The organism is Bradyrhizobium sp. Crot121, from assembly GCF_059512385.1.
The window spans coordinates 22,225-40,017 of record NZ_JCAMOR010000008.1; the positions used below are offsets into that span (position 1 = coordinate 22,225).

Genomic DNA, 17,793 nt, shown 5'->3' on the forward strand with positions numbered 1-17,793 from the left:
TTCCGGGGCGCGCGCAGCGCGAACGCGGAATCCATTTCACCCCGTGACCCGGCGGCGCCATGGATTCCGGGCCTGCGCCTTCGGCGCATCCCGGAATGACGGCCTCAAGGTTTCGGCGGATGAATGAACGCCCACGGACTCACTTCTGAATCTGTCGGCACCTCGATCGCGATCACGTATGGCCCGCCATCGGCTAGCGCCTTTTCCAGCGCAGGACGGAAATGATCCGGCGAGGTGACGCGCGCGGCACCGGCGCCGAAGGATTCTGCGAGCTTGACGAAATCCGGATTGACGAGGTCCGACGCCACGACGCGGCGATCGAAGCGTTCGCGCTGGTCTCGCCGCACATTGCCGTAAGAGTTGTTGTTGAACACGAGCGTCACCACGCCGATGCTATGTTGCACGGCGGTCGAAAGCTCCTGCACGCCGAACATGAAGCCACCATCGCCCGTGATCGCAACCACCGGCCTGTCCGGATGGGCGACCTTGGCGCCAAGCGCGGTCGGAAAGCCGGAGCCGAGCGTGCCCTGATAGCCCGAGGTGATGAAGGTGCGCGGCTCGTACACCGGAAAGCCGTACCAGGAGGCGAAACCGACCTGCGACAGCTCATCGGTCACGATGGCATTCGACGGTAGCACCTCGCGGAGAATCTTCAGGTAAGCCAGCTGCGGCTGGATGCGCTGGATTTCGCGCGCAGCCGCCGCGGTCGCTTCGCGGATCGCCGCACGCCGGCCGCCGCTCTTGCCAAGACCAGTCTTGCGCACGGCCGCGAGCAGCTCGGCGGTGCCGGCTTTGGCATCGCTCACGATGGCGGCGTCAGCCGTGAGCCGGCGCATCTCGACGGGATCGATGTCGATGCGGATCGATTTGATGCCGCCGGGTTGGTACGGCCAGCGGAAACCCGAGGCCGGCAATTCCATGCGGGTGCCGATCCCGATCATCAGGTCGGTCGTCGGCCACAATTTGTAAGCGGCCGCCATGGTCAGCCCGAGCTCGTGCGCATTGGAGACGATGCCGCGGCCGCTGCGGAAGGCGACGACGGGCGCGTCGATCATTTCGGCAAGCTCAAGAATTTCTTCGCCCGCATCGATCGCGCCACTGCCGACAAAGATCATCGGCGTCTTGCTCGCCGCGATCAGCGTGGCCGCCGCCTTGATCCTGTCAGGGTCGGGCAGTGGCGCCGGAAATGGCTCGAACGGCTTTGATGGCGCGACCGCCGCACGCTGGGTGAAGACGTCCCAGGGCATCTCGAGCGATGTCGGTCCGCGCCGGCCTGATAGCATCTCCTGGAATGCGCGCGAGACCATCGCCGGCGCCGCACCAGGATATTCGATGCGGTCAGCCCATTTCACGAAAGTGCGCAGCGTCGCGAGTTGATCCGGCATCTCATGCAGATGGCCGCGGCCTCTGCCGAGGAATGCAGTCGGCACCTGCCCGGTGAGGCAGAGCACCGGTTCGTTGCAACCGAAAGCGGTGAGCAGCGCCGCGCTGGCGTTGAGCACGCCGGGGCCGGGTACCACGCTGAACACGCCGGGACGGCCGCTCGCGCGCGCATAGCCGAAAGCCATGTAGCCGCAGGCCTGCTCGTGCCGTGCACCGATCACCTTGAGCTGCGCCTGATGGAAAGCGTCGAACAGGCCATAGATCTGCGCGCCGGGCAGGCCGAACACCGTGTCGACGCCATGGGCGACGAGGCCGCCCACGATCGCTTCGCCGCCGCTGGTTGAGCTCATCTTGTTATCCATCCGCTTCTCAGACTTCGTCGACCACGCCGTTGCGCAACAGACCGACGCCTTCGGCCCCGATCGCTCAATCCGCAATCGTGACGTCGGCAACGAACAGCGGCTCCCGCACCGCTTGTCCGGTGAATGGCGAGCCCTGCTCGAACCAGGAGCGCGGCGCGGGCGCGCCCCACAACGTCTGGCGCCGCGGGTCCTTCAGCGACCAGCGCAGCGGCTCATGGTCGTGATCTCCAGTGAAATAGTCGCTGGTGTAGAGCTCGAGCCGGTGGCCGTCAGGATCCCTGACATAGAGGAAGAACGCGTTGGAGATGCCGTGGCGGCCGGGGCCGCGCTCCATGTTCTTCAGGAAGCCGCTTGACGCCATCACGTCGCAGAGATGCAGCACGTTCATTGCCGTCGGCACCCAATAGGCGAAATGGTGCAGGCGAGGGCCCTTGCCATTGGTGAAGGCGAGGTCGTGCACATTTCCCTTGCGATGCATCCATGCCGCGGCGATGCGCCCGTTCGGGCCATCTTCCTCGCCATATTCGGTGAGACGAAAGCCGAGCCGTGCATAGAAGTCGATAGTGTCCTGCAGCTCCGCGGCGAAGACGTTGAAATGGTCGAGCCGCTGCGGATGGCAGCCCTTATAGAGGTCGTAGCGGCGGAGCAGGTGCGGGCGCTTCTCCATCGCCGCGTAGAGCTCGAGCCGGAAGCCGAACGGATCGGAGAACTGCAAGGTGCGGCCTTGGAACGGCTGATCGACGAAGCGATAGTCGATGCCGTGCTCGGAGAAGAACGCCGCCGCCTTGTCGAGGTCGCCATCGTTGCCGACCTTGAAGCCGAGCCGGCTGCAGGCTGCGACTTGCGCCTTGCGCAGCACCAGCGAGTGATGCTGGTGCTCCTCGGAGCCGCGCAGATACACTGCCCTGTCGTCCGCGTCCTCGACATGCAGCCCGACCGTGGTCTCGTAGAACGCGCGGCTGGCGGCGAGGTCGGTCACGTCGAGCACGACGTGGCTGCAGCGGATGATGTTGAACGGCGGATCGAAGACGTGCTGCGGAACGGGCATCGATGTTTTGCTCCTAGCTCAAGGCAGTCTCGTCTTCACCTCTCCCATAGGGAGAGGTCGCGCCGTAGGCGCGGGTGAGGGGGCTCAGGTCCCTCGACAGAGCGCAACGCCTCACCCGAATTGCTGCGCAATTCGACCTCTCCCTATGGGAGAGGTGGGGCACCGTCTTTGTCGATGCAGTGGCGCCCATCACACTCCCAGTCTCTGTATCTTATGCGTCCCGCGCGCCAGCGAGACGTGCTTGGTTTCCATGTAGAAGTCGAACGAATAATCGCCGCCGTCGCGGCCGATGCCTGACGATTTCATGCCGCCGAACGGCGTCGGCAGGTGGCGGACGTTTTCCGAGTTGAGCCAGATCATGCCCGCTTCGAGCGTATCAGCCACGCGCAGCGCGCGGCCCATGTCGCCGGTCCAGACATAGCCGGTGAGGCCATATTGCACGCCGTTGGCGATCTCGACCGCATCAAGCTCATCGCGGAACGGGATGACGGTGAGGAACGGTCCGAACACCTCTTCCTGCGCCACCCGCATCTTGGAATGCGCGGCCGTGACGAGCGTCGGCTGCACATAATGTCCGCCGCCCGGACCGTCATGCGGCTTGCCGCCGACTGCGATCGTCGCGCCTTCCTGTCGTGCCACGTCGAAGTAGGAGCAGACCTTTGCCAGGTGCCGCTCATGGATCAGCGGCCCGATCTCGGTTGCGGGGTCGAGGGGGTGGCCAACCTTCAGCGCCTTCACCCGCGCCGTGAGCTTTTCGACGAACCGTTCCGCAATGCTCTCTTGCACCAGGAGCCGGCTCGAGGAGGTGCAGCGCTCGCCGTTCAGCGAGTAGATCATGAACACGACGGCATCGAGCGCGCGCTCGAGATCGGCATCCTCGAACACGATCACGGGGTTCTTGCCGCCGAGTTCGAAATGCACACGCTTCAGCGTCGGCGCGCCCTGCGCCATGATTGCGGACCCGGTCGCGCTCTCGCCGACGAAGCCGATCGCCTTGATTGCGGGATGTTCGGTCAGCGCTTTACCAGCCTCCTCGCCGAAGCCATGCACGGTGTTGAGCACGCCGTCGGGCACGCCTGCTTCCTTCACCAGCTTTGCCAATAGATCAGCCGTCACAGGCGACCATTCGGCGGGCTTGTGCACCACCGTGCAGCCGGCGGCGAGCGCGGGCGCGATCTTCCAGGTCGAGAGCATGAACGGCGTGTTCCACGGCGTGATCACGCCGACCGGTCCGATCGGCACGCGCGTAGAGATGTTCCAGTGCTCTTCGCTCGGCATGTTGAGGCCGTCGCGCGCCTCGGCGCATTTGTCGGCGAAGAAACGGAAATTTTCGGCCGCGCGGATTGCGGCTTTCGCCATGAAGCGATGCGCCTGGCCGGTGTCGATGCATTCCAGCACCGCGATATCGTCGGCACGATCCTCGATCGCGTCGGCCACGCGATTGAGCAGTTTGCGCCGCATCGAGGCCGACATGTCGCGCCAGGATTTGAAGGCAAAGGCGGCCGCGGTCGCAGCGCGATCGATGTCCTCATTATTGCCGCGCGCGACACTTGCCAGCATGGCGCCGTCGATCGGCGACTTCGTCTCAAATGTCTGCCCGGAGGTCGATGGCACGACCTTGCCGTCGATCATGTGGCCAATTCCCTCCGCCTTCAGCTTTGCCAGCAATGGCGCAGCGCGGTCGCGGTTGGCCTGGAATAGTTCGGCCGATTTCGGCTTCGCTTTATCCACGGACAGTCTCCACCTTGAGCGCATCGTGGATGCTGTTGCGCTTCCAGCTCGTCTCCTTGTCGTTGATCTGCATGTCGAACGACAACGCGAATTTGCTGCTAGCGAATACCGGGTCGAGATAGGTCGACAGCGTCCTGAAGATATGGTCTCCCGCCTTCTTGCGGGTTGCGAGATCGCGGCCCTCTCCGAGCCGCAGCACCATGTCGAGGAAGCCGTAGTCGTTTCGGCCGTCGGCGATCGCGTAGTGCTCGCATCTGACGGCGCGAACACGGATGCCGCCGAGCGGGAAGATGCCGGTCTCGATCGCCGCCTTGCGCACGAGTTCGACCACTTCGCCCATCTCGAGACGGGAATCCAGGTTGGCCGAATATTCGATGGTGAAATGCGGCAAGGTGGATCGCTCCTGATGCGCTGGAATGATTAACATGTTAAATGTATCGGCGTAAATTGATTTGCGCTTTGTTGCGCCGCAAAAGATTGACGATGCCAGGTAAGAAATCATCCCTGAACGGTTCGCGGCCGCGCGCGACGCCGGAGACAAAGCGGCAGGGGCCGATGCGCGACTTCTCGCGCTCGCTGCCGATGTCGCTCTTGCGCGCGCGCGAGGCCGTGATGCGGCAGTTCCGTCCCTCTCTGCGTCATCATGCGCTGACCGAGCAGCAATGGCGCATCCTGCGCGCGCTCACATCGGTGGAGTCGATCGAGGTCACCGACCTCGCGCGGCTCGCTTTCCTGCTGGGGCCGAGCCTGTCGCGCATCCTGCGCGATCTCGAAGCGCGCGGCCTGATCGAGCGCCGTTCGGCGGAGGCGGACCTGCGTCGCGCCGTGGTGTCGATCTCGCCGAGGGGATTGAAGCTGATCGAAGCGGTCGCGCCGACATCGGAAGCGATCTACGCCGCCATTACAAAACGTTACGGCGCGCGCAAGCTTGCTGAACTGCAGGCCATGCTGGGCGCGCTCGAGGAAAGTCTTGCGAGCTTGTCAGGCGCGGAAGAGGGCAGAGGCGAGGCGGACGAATAAATGCAAAATTTGCATGATGGTGTGTGCTCGGACGCATAGCTCGCCTTTCCTGCACATCGTTTGAGCACAAAGGAATTGGGAGGCGCGCGGAATCTGCCGGAATAGTCATGATCTCGTCGGCATTCATCTTTCCTGTGCGCGCGGATAACGCTGCACCTCCATCGTTAGTCGAAAACACCGCAATATCAATTTACTCCGAGACGGAGAGTCCGTAAGTACGCATGCGGTTCGCGCCCCGCCCGGGATCGCCAACAGCAAGAAGGGCCGACGAAGAAGCCCGGCCTCAGGGAGAAACCAATGAAACTGACGAGACGCGATTTCGCGGCTGGTGTCGTCGCCGGCCTTGCCGCCCCCCACATCATCACGAGCGCGAGAGCGCAGGGCGCCACGATCAAGATCGGCATGTGCGCGCCCGTGACCGGTCCCGCCGCCGAATCCGGCCGCTACGCCATCCAGGGCGCGAAGCTCGCACTCGAGGCGGTCAACAAGGCCGGCGGCATCCTGGGCAAGCAGGCCGAGCTAATCATCGAGGACGATCAGACCACCAATCCCGGCATCGTGCTGGCGTTCTCCAAGCTCGCCGCACAATCCGACATTGTCGGCTTCCTCGGCTCGATCCGGTCGACCCAGGTGCACGCCATGGCGCCCGACGTGCTCAAGCTTGGCAAGCCCGTGATGATCGGGGGGACCGATCCGAACCTCACTCACATGGGCAATCAGTGGCTGTTCCGTTTCCGTCCGAATGACAGCTATTCCGGGCGCGTCATCGCCGAGTATGGCGTCAACACGCTCGGCAAGAAGAAATGGGCCGTGCTGCATTCCACCGACGCTTTTGGCACTGCAGGTGGCAAAGCTCTGACCGCTGCGTTGGAAAAGCTCGGAGCCCCGCCCGTGCTCGACCAGGGCTATGCCAACCAGAGCCAGGACTTCACTCCGGTCGTGCTCGCGATCAAGCAGTCCGGCGCCGATATCCTCGGATCCTACTTCACCTTCGAAAACGACCTCGGCATCTTTGCGCGGCAGTTGCGCCAGCTCGGCGTCAACATTCCCTGGGTTGGCTCGCCCTCGATCGTCAATATCACCGCGCTGAAACTCGCCGGGCCTGCGCTGTACAACACCTATGGTGTCGCGGACTACGCGGAAGATTCCAGCGAAGCTTCTAAGGCGTTCGGCAAGCTCTATCGTGATGCGGTCAAGGTCGCACCGGATAACCAGAGCTCCTGGCCCTATGACGCGGTCACCGTGCTGGCGGCGGCGATCAACAAGGCCGGCTCGACGGAGCCTGCAAAAATCCGCGAGGCGATCCTGTCGATCAAGAAATTCCCCGGCGCCGAAGGCGAGTATAATTTCGACCAGAACGGCGACGGTTTGCACGGCTACAACATCGTGAAAAACGACAAGGGCAAAATCGTTTTCGACAAGCACATTGAATTCAACGATTGACCACGTTTTCGGCCTCTTCGTTCTCCACGGAGGGGCCGAAAACCTTTCGGCGAATTCTCTGGGTTCCTCCTAACCGAGCTTGTCATGGATCTCGTCCTTCAACTGCTGTTTACCGGCATCGGCATCGGCGCCGTCTACGCGCTGGTCGCGCTCGGTTTCGTGCTGATCTTCCGCGCCACCAATGTGGTGAATTTCGCGCAAGGCGAATTCTCCATGGTCGCGGCCTATCTGATGGTGGTGTTCTCCGTCGATCTCGGCTGGCCCTACTGGCTGTCCTTCCTGATCGCGCTTGGCGGCATGGCGCTGCTTGGCGTGATCTTCAATCTCGGCGTCTATTACCCGCTGCGCCACCGCACCTTCCTGCCCGTCATCATCGCCACCATCGGCGCCTCGATCCTGCTGTCGAATTCGGTGCTGGCGATCTACGGCCCGCAGCCGCAGGTGCTGCAGGGATGGTTCGATACGCCCGGCATCCAGCTCGGCCCTGTCTATCTCGATAGCCAGTATCTGTTGATCATCGCGGTGACGATCGCGCTCGTGTTCTTCAATTACTGGTTCTTCGAGAAGACGCTGCTCGGCAAGAAGCTGCAGGCGACCTCGCAGGACAAGGAAATGGCCTCGCTGCTCGGCATTTCCGTCTCCACCATGATCATGATCACCTTCATCTATTCCGCCGTGCTCGGCGGTCTGGCCGGCATTCTCGTTGCGCCGGTGCTGTTCGTCTCGATCCAGATGGGCTCGACGATCGCGCTGAAGGCATTCGCTGCCACGATTATTGGCGGCTTCGGCGATGTCGCCGGCGCCATTATCGGCGGGCTCGCGCTCGGCGTCATCGAGACCTTTGGCGCGGCGTACATCTCGGTTCCCTACAAGGATGGTTTTGCCTTCCTGGTCCTGGTCGCCTTCCTGATCTTCCGGCCGCAGGGCATCTTCGGCGAACGCGTGGCGGAGAAAGCATGAGCGCCCCCAGCGACAACGTGCCGATCCCGGCACCCGCCGTCCGCTCGAAACCGCTTGTGATCCGCCATTTGCCGTATTTCATCGGTGCGGCGATCCTGGTGGCGCTTGCCGCAGGCTTGCGGTTCGACGGCTACATCCTCAACATCCTGCTGCAGGCGACGACGTTCTCAATCGCGGTGTTCGGCCTGTCGGTCGTGCTCGGGCTGTGCGGCCAGATCAATCTGGCGCAGGCGGCGTTCTTCGGGCTCGGCGCCTACGCGGTCGGCATCGGAACGACTGACCTGCATCTCAGCTTCTGGCTCTGCCTTGTTGGCGGCTGCGTGATCGCGCTGCTTGCCGGCGCGTTCCTGGGCATGTCGACCTTGCGGCTCGGCGGGCATTACCTCGCGATGGTGACGATCTCGTTCCAGCAGATCGTCACGCTTGTGATGATCAACGCGATCTGGCTGACGCGCGGGCCTGACGGCGTCCCCAATATCCGTCGTCCCGAGCTGTTCCAGACGTCGCAGAGCTATCTCGCTTTCTGCGTCGCCATGCTCGCGATCGTCGGCTATCTGGTCTGGCATCTCTCCGATACCAAGCTCGGCCGCGCGATGCGGGCGGTGCGCGACAACGAACTCGCGGCCGGCGTCAACGGCATCGACGTGTTCCGCACCAAGATCTATGCCTTCGCGCTTTGTGCGCTGCTCGGCGGCCTGGCGGGCGGCCTGTTTGCCGGTGGCTTCGCCTATGTCAGCCCCGATCAATTCTCCTTTGCGGAATCGATCGTGTTCCTGACGATGTCGCTGCTCGGCGGCGTCGCTTCGCCGATCGGCTCGGCGATCGGCACGGGGCTCCTGATCCTGATCCCGGAATGGCTGCGCTTCCTCAAGAGCGTGCCCGGCCTTTACCTAGCCATCTACGGCCTGTTCGTGATCCTGATCATCCGCTTCATGCCTGACGGCATCTGGGGCTTCGTCGCCGATGCCTTCAACCGCTGGCGCGCGCACACCAAGGCGCCGCCTGTAGCGGCCGCGCTGCAGTTGAAGCCCGCGACCGTCGGCGGCGACTACGTGCTGGAGGTCACCGGACTGTCGAAACATTTCGGCGGCCTGAAAGCGGTCGATGGCGTCGACATCGCGGTGAGGCGCGGCGGGGTCCACGCGTTGATCGGGCCGAACGGTTCCGGCAAGACCACGACGCTCAACGTGCTATCCGGCCTCTACGAGGCGACCTCGGGCAAGATCGTGCTCGACGGCACCGACATCACCCACATGCCGCCGCACCAGCGCACGGCTGCGGGCCTCGGGCGCACGTTCCAGAACATCCGCCTGTTCCGTTCGATGACGGCGCTCGAGAATGTCGAGATCGGCGCCGAGCGGCCCGGCAACACCATGATCGGGAAGGGCGAGGACGCGCTGACCGAACGCGCGATGGAGGCACTGAATTTCGTCGGCCTCGGTAACCGCGCCAACGAGCTGATCTCGAGCTTCTCCTACGGCCACCAGCGCCTGATCGAGATTGCGCGTGCGCTCGCCGCCAATCCGACGCTCCTCTTGCTGGACGAGCCGGCCGCAGGGCTGAACTCGACCGAGAAGCTCGAATTGCATGAACTGCTCAAGCGCATCGCAGCGCAAGGCCTGACCGTCCTGATCATCGATCACGATATGACGCTCGTCTCCGAAGCCGCCCAGCACATCACCGTGCTCAATTTCGGTCGCCGCATCGCGGACGGCGAATCCATGGCGGTGCTGCGCCATCCCGATGTCGTCTCCGCCTATCTCGGGAGCGAATGATGCCGCTGCTCGAAATCCGCAATCTCGTGGTCCGCTACGGCGAAATCGAAGCGCTGCGCGGCGTCACCATCGCCGTCGAGGCGGGGCAGGTGGTGACCTTGCTCGGCGCAAATGGCGCCGGCAAATCCACCACGCTTCGCGCGATCTCGGGGCTCGCCAAGCCCACGTCCGGCGAAATCCTGTTCGATGGACAATCGATCGCCGGCCGTGGGCCGGAGGCGATCGTCCGGCTCGGCATCTCGCATGTGCCGGAGGGGAGGCGCGTGTTTCCGGGCCTCACGGTCAAGGAAAACATCATGCTCGGCGCGTCGAACCGGAAGGCTTCTTCGGCGCAGATCTCGCGCGAGGCGGATGCGATGTTTGACCTGTTCCCGGATATCCGCGCCTTCGCCGACGCGCTGGGCTGGACGCTGTCCGGCGGTCAATTGCAGATGGTTGCCGTCGCCCGCGGCTTGATGGCGAAGCCGCGGCTGCTGTTGCTGGACGAGCCATCGCTGGGACTTGCGCCCGTCATCGTGCAGGCGGTGTTCCGCATCATTTCGCAGATCAGGAAAGACACCACGGTCTTGCTTGTCGAGCAAAATGCGCGCATGGGACTTTCGGTCGCCGATCACGGCTTCGTCCTGGAAACGGGGCGGATTGTGCTTGGCGGCAAGCCCGACGAATTGTGGGGCAACGAGGCCATCGCCGCGGCCTATCTCGGCGGTCACGCCAAGGCCAGCGCATAAGAAGCATGATCCGGAGGAGCCGGTGTGCCGGAAGGATCATGCTCCAAACCAAGGAGCGAGTGACATATCCATGGTGACGATCAAGGTCGATAATCTCATCAATTTCGTTGCTGAAGTCTTTTCCCACGCCGAATCCTCGCCCGAAGAAGCCCGTCGCATTGCAACATATCTGACCACCGCCAATCTCACCGGGCACGACAGCCACGGCGTGATCCGCGTGCCCGTCTACATCCGCTGGAAGAAAATGGGCTCGGTGGTTCCGAACCAAACCGCCGAGGTCGTGGTCGATACGCCTTCGCTGGCCGTCGTCGACGGCAAGTTCGGTTACGGGCAGACCGTTACGCCGGTCGCCGTCAAGATCGGCATCGAAAAGTGCAAGAAGGCGGGGCTCGCTGCAGTTGCGCTGCGCAATGCCGGCCATATCGGCCGCGTCGGCGATTGGGCCGAGATGGCCGCCGCCGAAGGGCTGGTGTCGGTGCATTTCGTCAATGCCGCGGGCTCGCTGCTGGTCGCGCCGTTCGGCGGCGTCGAGAAGCGGCTGTCGACTGCGCCCTATTGCGTCGGTATTCCGCGCGAAGGCCACGATCCGATCGTGCTCGATTTCGCCACCTCTGTTGTCGCCGAGGGCAAGGTCCTTGTCGCGAGCCGCGGCGGCAAGAAACTGCCTGTTGGCGCGCTGGTCGATTCCGACGGAACCTTGAGCGAGGATCCGCATGTGTTGTACGGGCCGTACACCCCGGACGGGCCGCGCGATCACACCAAGGGCACGGGCGCGATCCGTGCCTTCGGCGAGCACAAGGGCTCTGGTCTGGCGTTCATCTGCGAACTGCTCGGCGGCGCACTGACCGGAACGGGCGCGACCGCGCCGAACCGGCGTTTTGCCAATGGCATGCTGGCATTCTACGTCGATCCCAAGGTGGTCGATCCCGCCAATTTCTTCGATGGCGAAATCTCGCGCTATGTCGACTTCATTCGCGAGACCAAGCCGATCGCCGGCACCGACAAGGTGCTGATCCCCGGCGACCCCGAAAGAAAGACCCGCGCCGAGCGCACCAGGAACGGCATCCCCTTGCCTGACGACACCTGGGCGGCGATAGTGAACACCGCGCGCGAAGTCGGCGTCAGCGAAGTCAGCATCCAGCGGGCAACAGGTTAACTTCGTCATTACAAATTGCCGTCATTGCGAGGAGCGATAGCGACGAAGCAATCCATGTTTCAGCTTGCGGTGAGATGGATTGCTTCGCGGAGCCTGTCATCCGGCGGCGCTTCGCGCCGACCGCGTGGCTCGCAATGACGGAAGGTCCGACAAAAAAGGAAGGAAGGCAAAGTGGCGAATAACAAGGTCAAGCAAATCTGGGCGTCGGGCAAAGCGGTTGTCAACGCATGGCTGGCGATCCCGTCGGGCTTTTCGGCCGAAGTGATCGCGCAGTGCGGTTTCGACAGCGTCACCGTCGACATGCAGCACGGTGTGCAGGATTATCTGTCGATGGTGCAATGCTTCCAGGCCATGAACGGCCATCCGGTGACGCCGATGGTGCGCGTGCCCTGGAACGAGCCCGGCATCATCGGCAAGGTGCTCGACGGCGGCGCGTATGGCGTGATCTGCCCGATGGTCAACACGCCCGAGGAAGCCAGGAACCTCGTCTCCTATGCGAAATATCCGCCGAAGGGCACGCGCTCGAACGGCCCGATCCGCTCCGGCATGTACGGCTCGGCCGGCACCTATCAGCAGACTGCGAACGATGAGATCGTGCTGCTGCCGATGATGGAAACCAGGACCGCGGTCGAGAACATGGAAGCGATCCTCGACGTCGAGGGCATCGACGGCGTCTATATCGGTCCCTCCGATCTCGGCTTCTCCTATGGCTTGGTGCCGAAGCTCGACCGCGACGAGCCGGAGATCCTCAAAATCTACGAGAAGATCATCAAGGAGTGCGGAAAGCGCGGCCTCAACCCCGGGATCCACTGCAGCGGCGCCGAAGGCGCGGTGCGTGCGATCAACATGGGCTTCAAGCTCGTCACGCTCTCGAACGAGAGCGGATTGATGATGACCTACGCCAAGATGCAGGTGAACCAGACCCGCAAGGAATCTGGCGGTAAAGCGTAACGGTCTCTCTATCTCCCTCTCCCCGCTCTTCGCGGGGAGAGGGAGGGTGAGGGGCTCTATCCGCGAGCACTGAACTAGCAGTTGAGCGCGTGGCTTGCCCCTCACCCGGATCGCATCTGCGATGCGATCCGACCTCTCCGCGTAAGAACGGGGAGAGGTGAATACGAAACAAGGAGAATCCCATGGCCCCGGCACCCGTGATCCGCCTGCATCCCGATGACAGCGTGCTGATCGCGCGCGCGAGCTTGCCGCCCGGGCTTGAGGTCGCCAACGGCGTCATCACCACCGACCGCATTCCGGCCGGCCACAAGGTCGCGATCAAGCCGATCGTGGAGGGCGAGCCGATCAAGCGCTATGGCCAGATCATTGGCTTTGCCACCGTGCCGATCGCGCCGGGGCAGCATGTGCACACCCAGAATTGCGGCATGGGCGATTTCGCCAAGGACTATGCCTATGGCGTCGACGTGAAGCCGGTGCCCAATTTCGATCTGCCGGCGACCTTCGACGGCATCCGCCGTCCAGATGGCCGCGTGGCTACGCGCAACTATATCGGCATCCTCACCTCGGTGAATTGCAGCGCCCATGTCGCTAGCCTCGTCGCCGACGTCTTCAAGAAGAATCCGTTCACCGGCGACAATCCGCTGGCCGATTTCCCGAATGTCGACGGTGTCGTCGCGCTGACTCACAAGACCGGCTGCGGCATGACCCAGGACGAGCCGCTTGCGCTGCTTCGCCGCACGCTCGGCGGCTATGCGCGGCATGCGAATTTCTCCGCCGTGATCGTGCTCGGCCTCGGCTGCGAAGTGAACCAGATCGGCGGCCTGATGCAGGAGCAGAAGCTCGCCGGCCGTCTGCGCGCGATGGATATCCAGGAAGTCGGCGGCACCCGCAAGACCGTGGAAGCCGGCGTCGCCTTCGTGCGCGAAGCGCTCGCCGACGCCAACAAGGTGAAGCGCGAGAAGGTCGCCGCGAGCGAGCTCACGGTGGCGCTGCAATGCGGCGGCTCCGACGGCTATTCCGGCGTCTCCGCCAATCCCGCACTCGGCGCTGCCAGCGATCTCCTCGTGCGGCACGGCGGCACCGTGATCTTGTCCGAGACTCCGGAGACCTATGGCGCCGAACATCTTTTGACGCGCCGCGCCGTCAGCCGCGAGGTCGGCGAGAAGCTGGTCGGCCTGATGCGCTGGTGGGAAGAATATACGCAGCGCGAAGGCGCCGAGATGAACGCCAATCCAAGCCCCGGCAACAAGGCCGGCGGCCTCACCACGATCCTGGAGAAATCACTCGGCGCGATGGCCAAGGCCGGCAGCACCAATCTGGTCGACGTGCTGCATTACGCGGAGCCGGTGACCAAGCGCGGTTTCGTGTTCATGGACACGCCCGGCTACGACCCGGTCGCGGCGACCGGGCAGGTGGCGGGCGGCGCCAATCTCGTCTGCTTCACCACCGGCCGTGGCAGCGTGTTCGGCTGCAAGCCCGCGCCGTCGATCAAGCTTGCGACCAACACGCCCATGTACAAGCGCATGGAAGACGACATGGACGTCAATTGCGGCACCATCCTCGACGGCGAGGAGAGCGTGCAGGAATGCGGCCAGCGCATTTTTGATCTCATGCTGAAGACGGCATCCGGCCAGCCCACCAAGAGCGAGAGTTTTGACTTTGGCGGCGCCGAATTCGCGCCGTGGGTCTTGGGCGCGACGATGTAGTCTCCGTCGTCCCGGGCTTGACCCGGGACCCATACCGCGTGATCTCCGTTGTGGCGCGAGCAAGCGGTTACAGCTTCGTGCATCACTAAACCCTGTGGTTATGGGTCCGGGTCAAGCCCGGGACGACTCGGGGTTAGAGCGCGCCGAGACGATAGGCACCCGTGCCCGTTGTTAGTGCTTGCTGTCGGCCGGAACCAGTGTTCTGCTCAAAAAAGCTGCTGGAGTCCGCCATCCGTGTCGATCTTCGTCGCACTGCATCACGTCACGCATTACAAGTACGACCGACCGATCGACCTCGGGCCTCAGACCATTCGCCTGCGTCCGGCGCCGCATACGCGCACGCCGATCCTGAGCTATTCGCTCAAGGTCACGCCAGCCAATCACTTCGTGAACTGGCAGCAGGACCCGCAGGGCAATTGGCTCGCGCGGCTGGTGTTTCCGGAGAAGGCCAGTGAGCTGAAGATCGAGGTTGATTTCACGGCGCAGATGACCGTGATCAATCCGTTTGACTTCTTCGTCGAGTCCTACGCCACCTCCTATCCGTTCCAATACACCAATGATCTCAAGAACGAGCTCGCGCCCTATCTTGCAACGATCGAGCCCGGGCCGCTGCTCGCAGCTTACCTGAAGGAGATTCCACGCGAGGCCGACAGCACCGTCAATTTCCTGGTCGACCTCAACGCGAAGCTGCGAGAGAAAATCAGCTATCTCATCCGCATGGAGCCGGGCGTGCAGACGCCGGAGGAGACACTGGCCGCTGGCGCGGGCTCCTGCCGTGACTCGGCATGGCTGCTGATCCAGATTCTGCGCCATCTCGGTTTCGCCGCGCGCTTCGTCTCCGGCTATCTGATCCAGCTGCGTCCCGACATCGATCCGGTCGAGGGACCGCGCGAGGTCGAGAACGACTTCACCGATCTGCATGCCTGGGCCGAAGTCTATCTGCCCGGCGCTGGGTGGATCGGCTTCGACGTTACCTCGGGCATGCTGACGGGCGAGGGGCACATTCCCGTTGCGGCCACGCCGCACTACCGCTCGGCGGCGCCGATCTCCGGCACCGCCGGATTTGCCAATGTCGATTTCGCATTCGAGATGAGCGTCAAGCGCATCCGCGAAGCGCCACGGATCACACGTCCGTTCTCGGATGAATCCTGGGCGCGGCTCGATACGCTCGGCGAACAGGTCGATATCGACTTGAGGACGGAAGACGTGCGGCTCACCATGGGCGGCGAGCCGACCTTCGTCTCCGTCGATGATCTCGAAGCGCCGGAATGGAACATCGCCGCGGTCGGTCCGACCAAGCGTGCACTCGCCGATGATCTGATCCGCCGCCTGCGTGATCGTTTCGCGCCGGGCGGCTTACTGCACTACGGCCAGGGCAAATGGTATCCGGGCGAAAGCCTGCCGCGCTGGGCCTTCGGCCTCTACTGGCGCAAGGACGGCGTGCCGATCTGGAAGAATGCCGATCTGATCGCGAAGATCGAAAACCCGTACAAGGCCGAGATCAAAGACGCCGAGCGCTTCGCCGTGACCATGGCGCAGAAGCTCGCGCTGGCGGCCCACTACGTCATGCCGGCCTTCGAGGATCCCGCCTTTTGGCTTCAGCGCGAGGCCGCGCTTCCCGCCAATGTCAGCCCTGCGAACTCGAAACTGTCCGATCCGGAAGAGCGCGCGCGTCTGGCGCGCGTGTTCGATCAGGGATTGACGACGCCAAAAGGATATGTGCTCCCGATCCAGTGCTTCAGTCCGCTTGCCGGCGTACGCGCCCGCTGGCGCAGCGAGCACTGGAAGCTCAAGCGCAGCCATCTGTTTCTGTCGCCCGGCGACTCCCCGCTCGGCCTGCGGCTGCCGATCTCTTCGCTCGAATACATCCCGCCGGAAGATTATCCGTACATCATCGAGATCGATCCGATGGCGCCGCGTGGCGGCCTGCCGGATTTCGACGAAGAATTGAAGCGCCTGCTCGAAGACCTCCCGGAGCCGCCGCCTGTGCGCACCGCGATGTCGATCGAAATCCGCGACGGCACTTTGTGCGCCTTCATGCCGCCGGTCGAGAAGGTCGAGGACTATCTCGAACTGGTGACGGCGATCGAGGCGACCGCCGAAGAATTGCAGATGCACGTGCATATCGAGGGTTACGCGCCGCCGTTCGATCCCCGCATCGAGGTCATCAAGGTCACGCCCGATCCCGGCGTGATCGAGATCAACATCCAGCCGGCACAAAGCTGGCGCGAGGCGGTCGATATCACCTTCGGCCTCTACGAGGACGCCGCGAAAGTGCGGCTCGGTGCCAACCGTTTCCTGATCGATGGGCGCCACACCGGCACCGGTGGCGGCAACCACATTGTGGTCGGTGGCAGCAACCCGGAGGATTCGCCGTTCCTGCGCCGGCCAGATCTGCTCAAGAGCCTCGTGCTGTATTGGCAGCGGCATCCGTCGCTGTCCTATCTGTTCTCAGGCATGTTCATCGGCCCGACCAGCCAGGCGCCGCGCGTCGATGAAGCGCGCCATGACGGGCTCTATGAACTCGAGATCGCGCTCGCCCATGTGCCGCCGGCGGGCGTGGAAGCGCCGCTGTGGCTGGCGGACCGGCTGTTCCGGCACATCCTGGTCGACATCACCGGCAACACGCATCGCGCCGAGATCTGCATCGACAAGCTCTATTCGCCCGATGGCCCGACCGGCCGGCTCGGCCTGGTCGAATTCCGCGCCCTCGAAATGCCGCCTGATCCCAGGATGTCGCTGGCGCAGCAGCTCCTGGTCCGCGCGCTGATCGCAAAACTCTGGCGCGAGCCGCAGCAGGGCAAATTCGTGCGCTGGGGCACCACGCTGCATGACCGCTTCATGCTGCCGCATTTCCTCTGGGAAGATTTCTTGGACGTGCTCGCCGATCTCGGGCGCTCCGGCTACGAGTTCTCGTCGGAATGGTACGCCGCGCAACTTGAGTTCCGCTTTCCCGCGTTCGGCCGCGTCCATCATGGCGGCGTCGCGCTGGAACTGCGGCAGGCGCTCGAGCCTTGGCATGTGCTGGGCGAGGAGGGGTCCGCAGGCGGCACCGTCCGCTATGTCGATTCCTCGGTCGAGCGGCTCCAGGTGAAGGCATCAGGCTTTGTCGAGGGCCGTCACGTCGTCACCTGCAACGGCAGGCGGATGCCGATGACTGCGACCGGACGTTCAGGCGAGGCGGTCGCCGGCGTCCGCTTCAAGGCCTGGCAGCCGGCCTCCGGCCTGCATCCGACCGTCCCGGTGCATGCGCCGCTGACCTTTGACCTGATCGACACCTGGAACGGCCGCTCGCTCGGCGGCTGCGTCTACCATGTCGCCCATCCCGGCGGCCGCAATTACGAGACCAAGCCGGTCAATTCCTACGAGGCCGAGGCGCGGCGGCTGGCCCGCTTCCAGGACCACGGCCACACCCCCGGCAGGATCGAGCCGCCGCCGGAAGAACGCACAATTGAATTCCCGCTGACCCTCGACTTGCGGACGCCGCTCCTGCATTGATTGCACCATAGCGTTTTCGAGCGAAGTGGGTA

13 protein-coding genes are annotated in these 17,793 nt (G+C 63.6%); 9 read left to right on the forward strand and 4 right to left on the reverse strand.

Features of this window, described 5'->3' with window-relative positions; all coding sequences use genetic code 11:
• Positions 1-104: 104 nt before the first annotated feature.
• The 4 genes from AC5ZGW_RS10220 to AC5ZGW_RS10235 form a co-directional block, all read right to left on the reverse strand.
• Positions 105-1,733, reverse strand: coding sequence for a thiamine pyrophosphate-dependent enzyme (locus AC5ZGW_RS10220; RefSeq protein WP_130224362.1), 1,629 nt, complete (start codon positions 1,731-1,733; stop codon positions 105-107).
• 76 nt (positions 1,734-1,809) lie between these two features.
• Entirely contained in the window at positions 1,810-2,793 is a 984-nt protein-coding gene (gene hpaD / locus AC5ZGW_RS10225) for a 3,4-dihydroxyphenylacetate 2,3-dioxygenase (RefSeq protein WP_130224360.1), read from the reverse strand.
• Between the two features lie 189 nt (positions 2,794-2,982).
• The gene (hpaE, locus tag AC5ZGW_RS10230) at positions 2,983-4,524 is read right to left on the reverse strand and encodes a 5-carboxymethyl-2-hydroxymuconate semialdehyde dehydrogenase (protein ID WP_130224358.1); all 1,542 of its coding nucleotides are present in this window, start codon (positions 4,522-4,524) and stop codon (positions 2,983-2,985) included.
• Positions 4,517-4,915 carry a 5-carboxymethyl-2-hydroxymuconate Delta-isomerase gene (locus AC5ZGW_RS10235; protein ID WP_130224409.1) on the reverse strand — a complete coding sequence of 133 codons (399 nt, stop codon included), beginning with the start codon at positions 4,913-4,915 and terminating at the stop codon, positions 4,517-4,519. Before AC5ZGW_RS10235 ends, hpaE begins: the two co-directional genes overlap by 8 nt.
• A 92-nt stretch (positions 4,916-5,007) precedes the next feature.
• Here AC5ZGW_RS10235 and hpaR point away from each other — a divergent pair, with 92 nt between their 5' ends.
• The 9 genes from hpaR to AC5ZGW_RS10280 all read left to right on the forward strand — a co-directional run bounded on the left by hpaR (position 5,008) and on the right by AC5ZGW_RS10280 (position 17,761).
• Positions 5,008-5,544 carry a homoprotocatechuate degradation operon regulator HpaR gene (hpaR, locus tag AC5ZGW_RS10240; protein ID WP_245474579.1) on the forward strand — a complete coding sequence of 179 codons (537 nt, stop codon included), beginning with the start codon at positions 5,008-5,010 and terminating at the stop codon, positions 5,542-5,544.
• 297 nt (positions 5,545-5,841) lie between these two features.
• Positions 5,842-6,987: an ABC transporter substrate-binding protein gene (locus AC5ZGW_RS10245; protein ID WP_130224356.1), complete on the forward strand. Its 1,146-nt coding sequence runs from the start codon at positions 5,842-5,844 to the stop codon at positions 6,985-6,987.
• Positions 6,988-7,071: 84 nt separating this feature from the next.
• The gene (locus AC5ZGW_RS10250; RefSeq protein ID WP_130224354.1) at positions 7,072-7,947 is read left to right on the forward strand and encodes a branched-chain amino acid ABC transporter permease; all 876 of its coding nucleotides are present in this window, start codon (positions 7,072-7,074) and stop codon (positions 7,945-7,947) included.
• Complete coding sequence (locus tag AC5ZGW_RS10255) at positions 7,944-9,722, forward strand: branched-chain amino acid ABC transporter ATP-binding protein/permease (protein ID WP_130224352.1); 1,779 nt, start codon at positions 7,944-7,946, stop codon at positions 9,720-9,722. The genes AC5ZGW_RS10250 and AC5ZGW_RS10255 overlap by 4 nt, the downstream gene beginning before the upstream one ends.
• Positions 9,722-10,450, forward strand: coding sequence for an ABC transporter ATP-binding protein (locus tag AC5ZGW_RS10260; RefSeq protein ID WP_130224350.1), 729 nt, complete (start codon positions 9,722-9,724; stop codon positions 10,448-10,450). The genes AC5ZGW_RS10255 and AC5ZGW_RS10260 overlap by 1 nt, the downstream gene beginning before the upstream one ends.
• A 70-nt stretch (positions 10,451-10,520) precedes the next feature.
• Positions 10,521-11,606, forward strand: coding sequence for a malate/lactate/ureidoglycolate dehydrogenase (locus AC5ZGW_RS10265; protein ID WP_130224348.1), 1,086 nt, complete (start codon positions 10,521-10,523; stop codon positions 11,604-11,606).
• Between the two features lie 171 nt (positions 11,607-11,777).
• Complete coding sequence (locus tag AC5ZGW_RS10270; RefSeq protein ID WP_130224346.1) at positions 11,778-12,557, forward strand: HpcH/HpaI aldolase family protein; 780 nt, start codon at positions 11,778-11,780, stop codon at positions 12,555-12,557.
• Between the two features lie 182 nt (positions 12,558-12,739).
• Positions 12,740-14,263: a UxaA family hydrolase gene (locus tag AC5ZGW_RS10275; protein ID WP_130224344.1), complete on the forward strand. Its 1,524-nt coding sequence runs from the start codon at positions 12,740-12,742 to the stop codon at positions 14,261-14,263.
• Between the two features lie 234 nt (positions 14,264-14,497).
• Positions 14,498-17,761, forward strand: a complete 3,264-nt coding sequence (locus AC5ZGW_RS10280) for a transglutaminase family protein (protein WP_130224342.1) — start codon at positions 14,498-14,500, stop codon at positions 17,759-17,761.
• The last annotated feature ends 32 nt before the right edge of the window (positions 17,762-17,793 follow it).

Coding starts and splice junctions, on each gene's coding strand:
- AC5ZGW_RS10220 (WP_130224362.1), bottom strand. CDS start 1,733: ATGAGCTCAACCAGCGGCGGCGAAGCGATCGTGGGCGGCCTCGTCGCC.
- hpaD (WP_130224360.1), bottom strand. CDS start 2,793: ATGCCCGTTCCGCAGCACGTCTTCGATCCGCCGTTCAACATCATCCGC.
- hpaR (WP_245474579.1), top strand. CDS start 5,008: ATGCCAGGTAAGAAATCATCCCTGAACGGTTCGCGGCCGCGCGCGACG.
- AC5ZGW_RS10245 (WP_130224356.1), top strand. CDS start 5,842: ATGAAACTGACGAGACGCGATTTCGCGGCTGGTGTCGTCGCCGGCCTT.
- AC5ZGW_RS10250 (WP_130224354.1), top strand. CDS start 7,072: ATGGATCTCGTCCTTCAACTGCTGTTTACCGGCATCGGCATCGGCGCC.
- AC5ZGW_RS10255 (WP_130224352.1), top strand. CDS start 7,944: ATGAGCGCCCCCAGCGACAACGTGCCGATCCCGGCACCCGCCGTCCGC.
- AC5ZGW_RS10260 (WP_130224350.1), top strand. CDS start 9,722: ATGCCGCTGCTCGAAATCCGCAATCTCGTGGTCCGCTACGGCGAAATC.
- AC5ZGW_RS10265 (WP_130224348.1), top strand. CDS start 10,521: ATGGTGACGATCAAGGTCGATAATCTCATCAATTTCGTTGCTGAAGTC.
- AC5ZGW_RS10275 (WP_130224344.1), top strand. CDS start 12,740: ATGGCCCCGGCACCCGTGATCCGCCTGCATCCCGATGACAGCGTGCTG.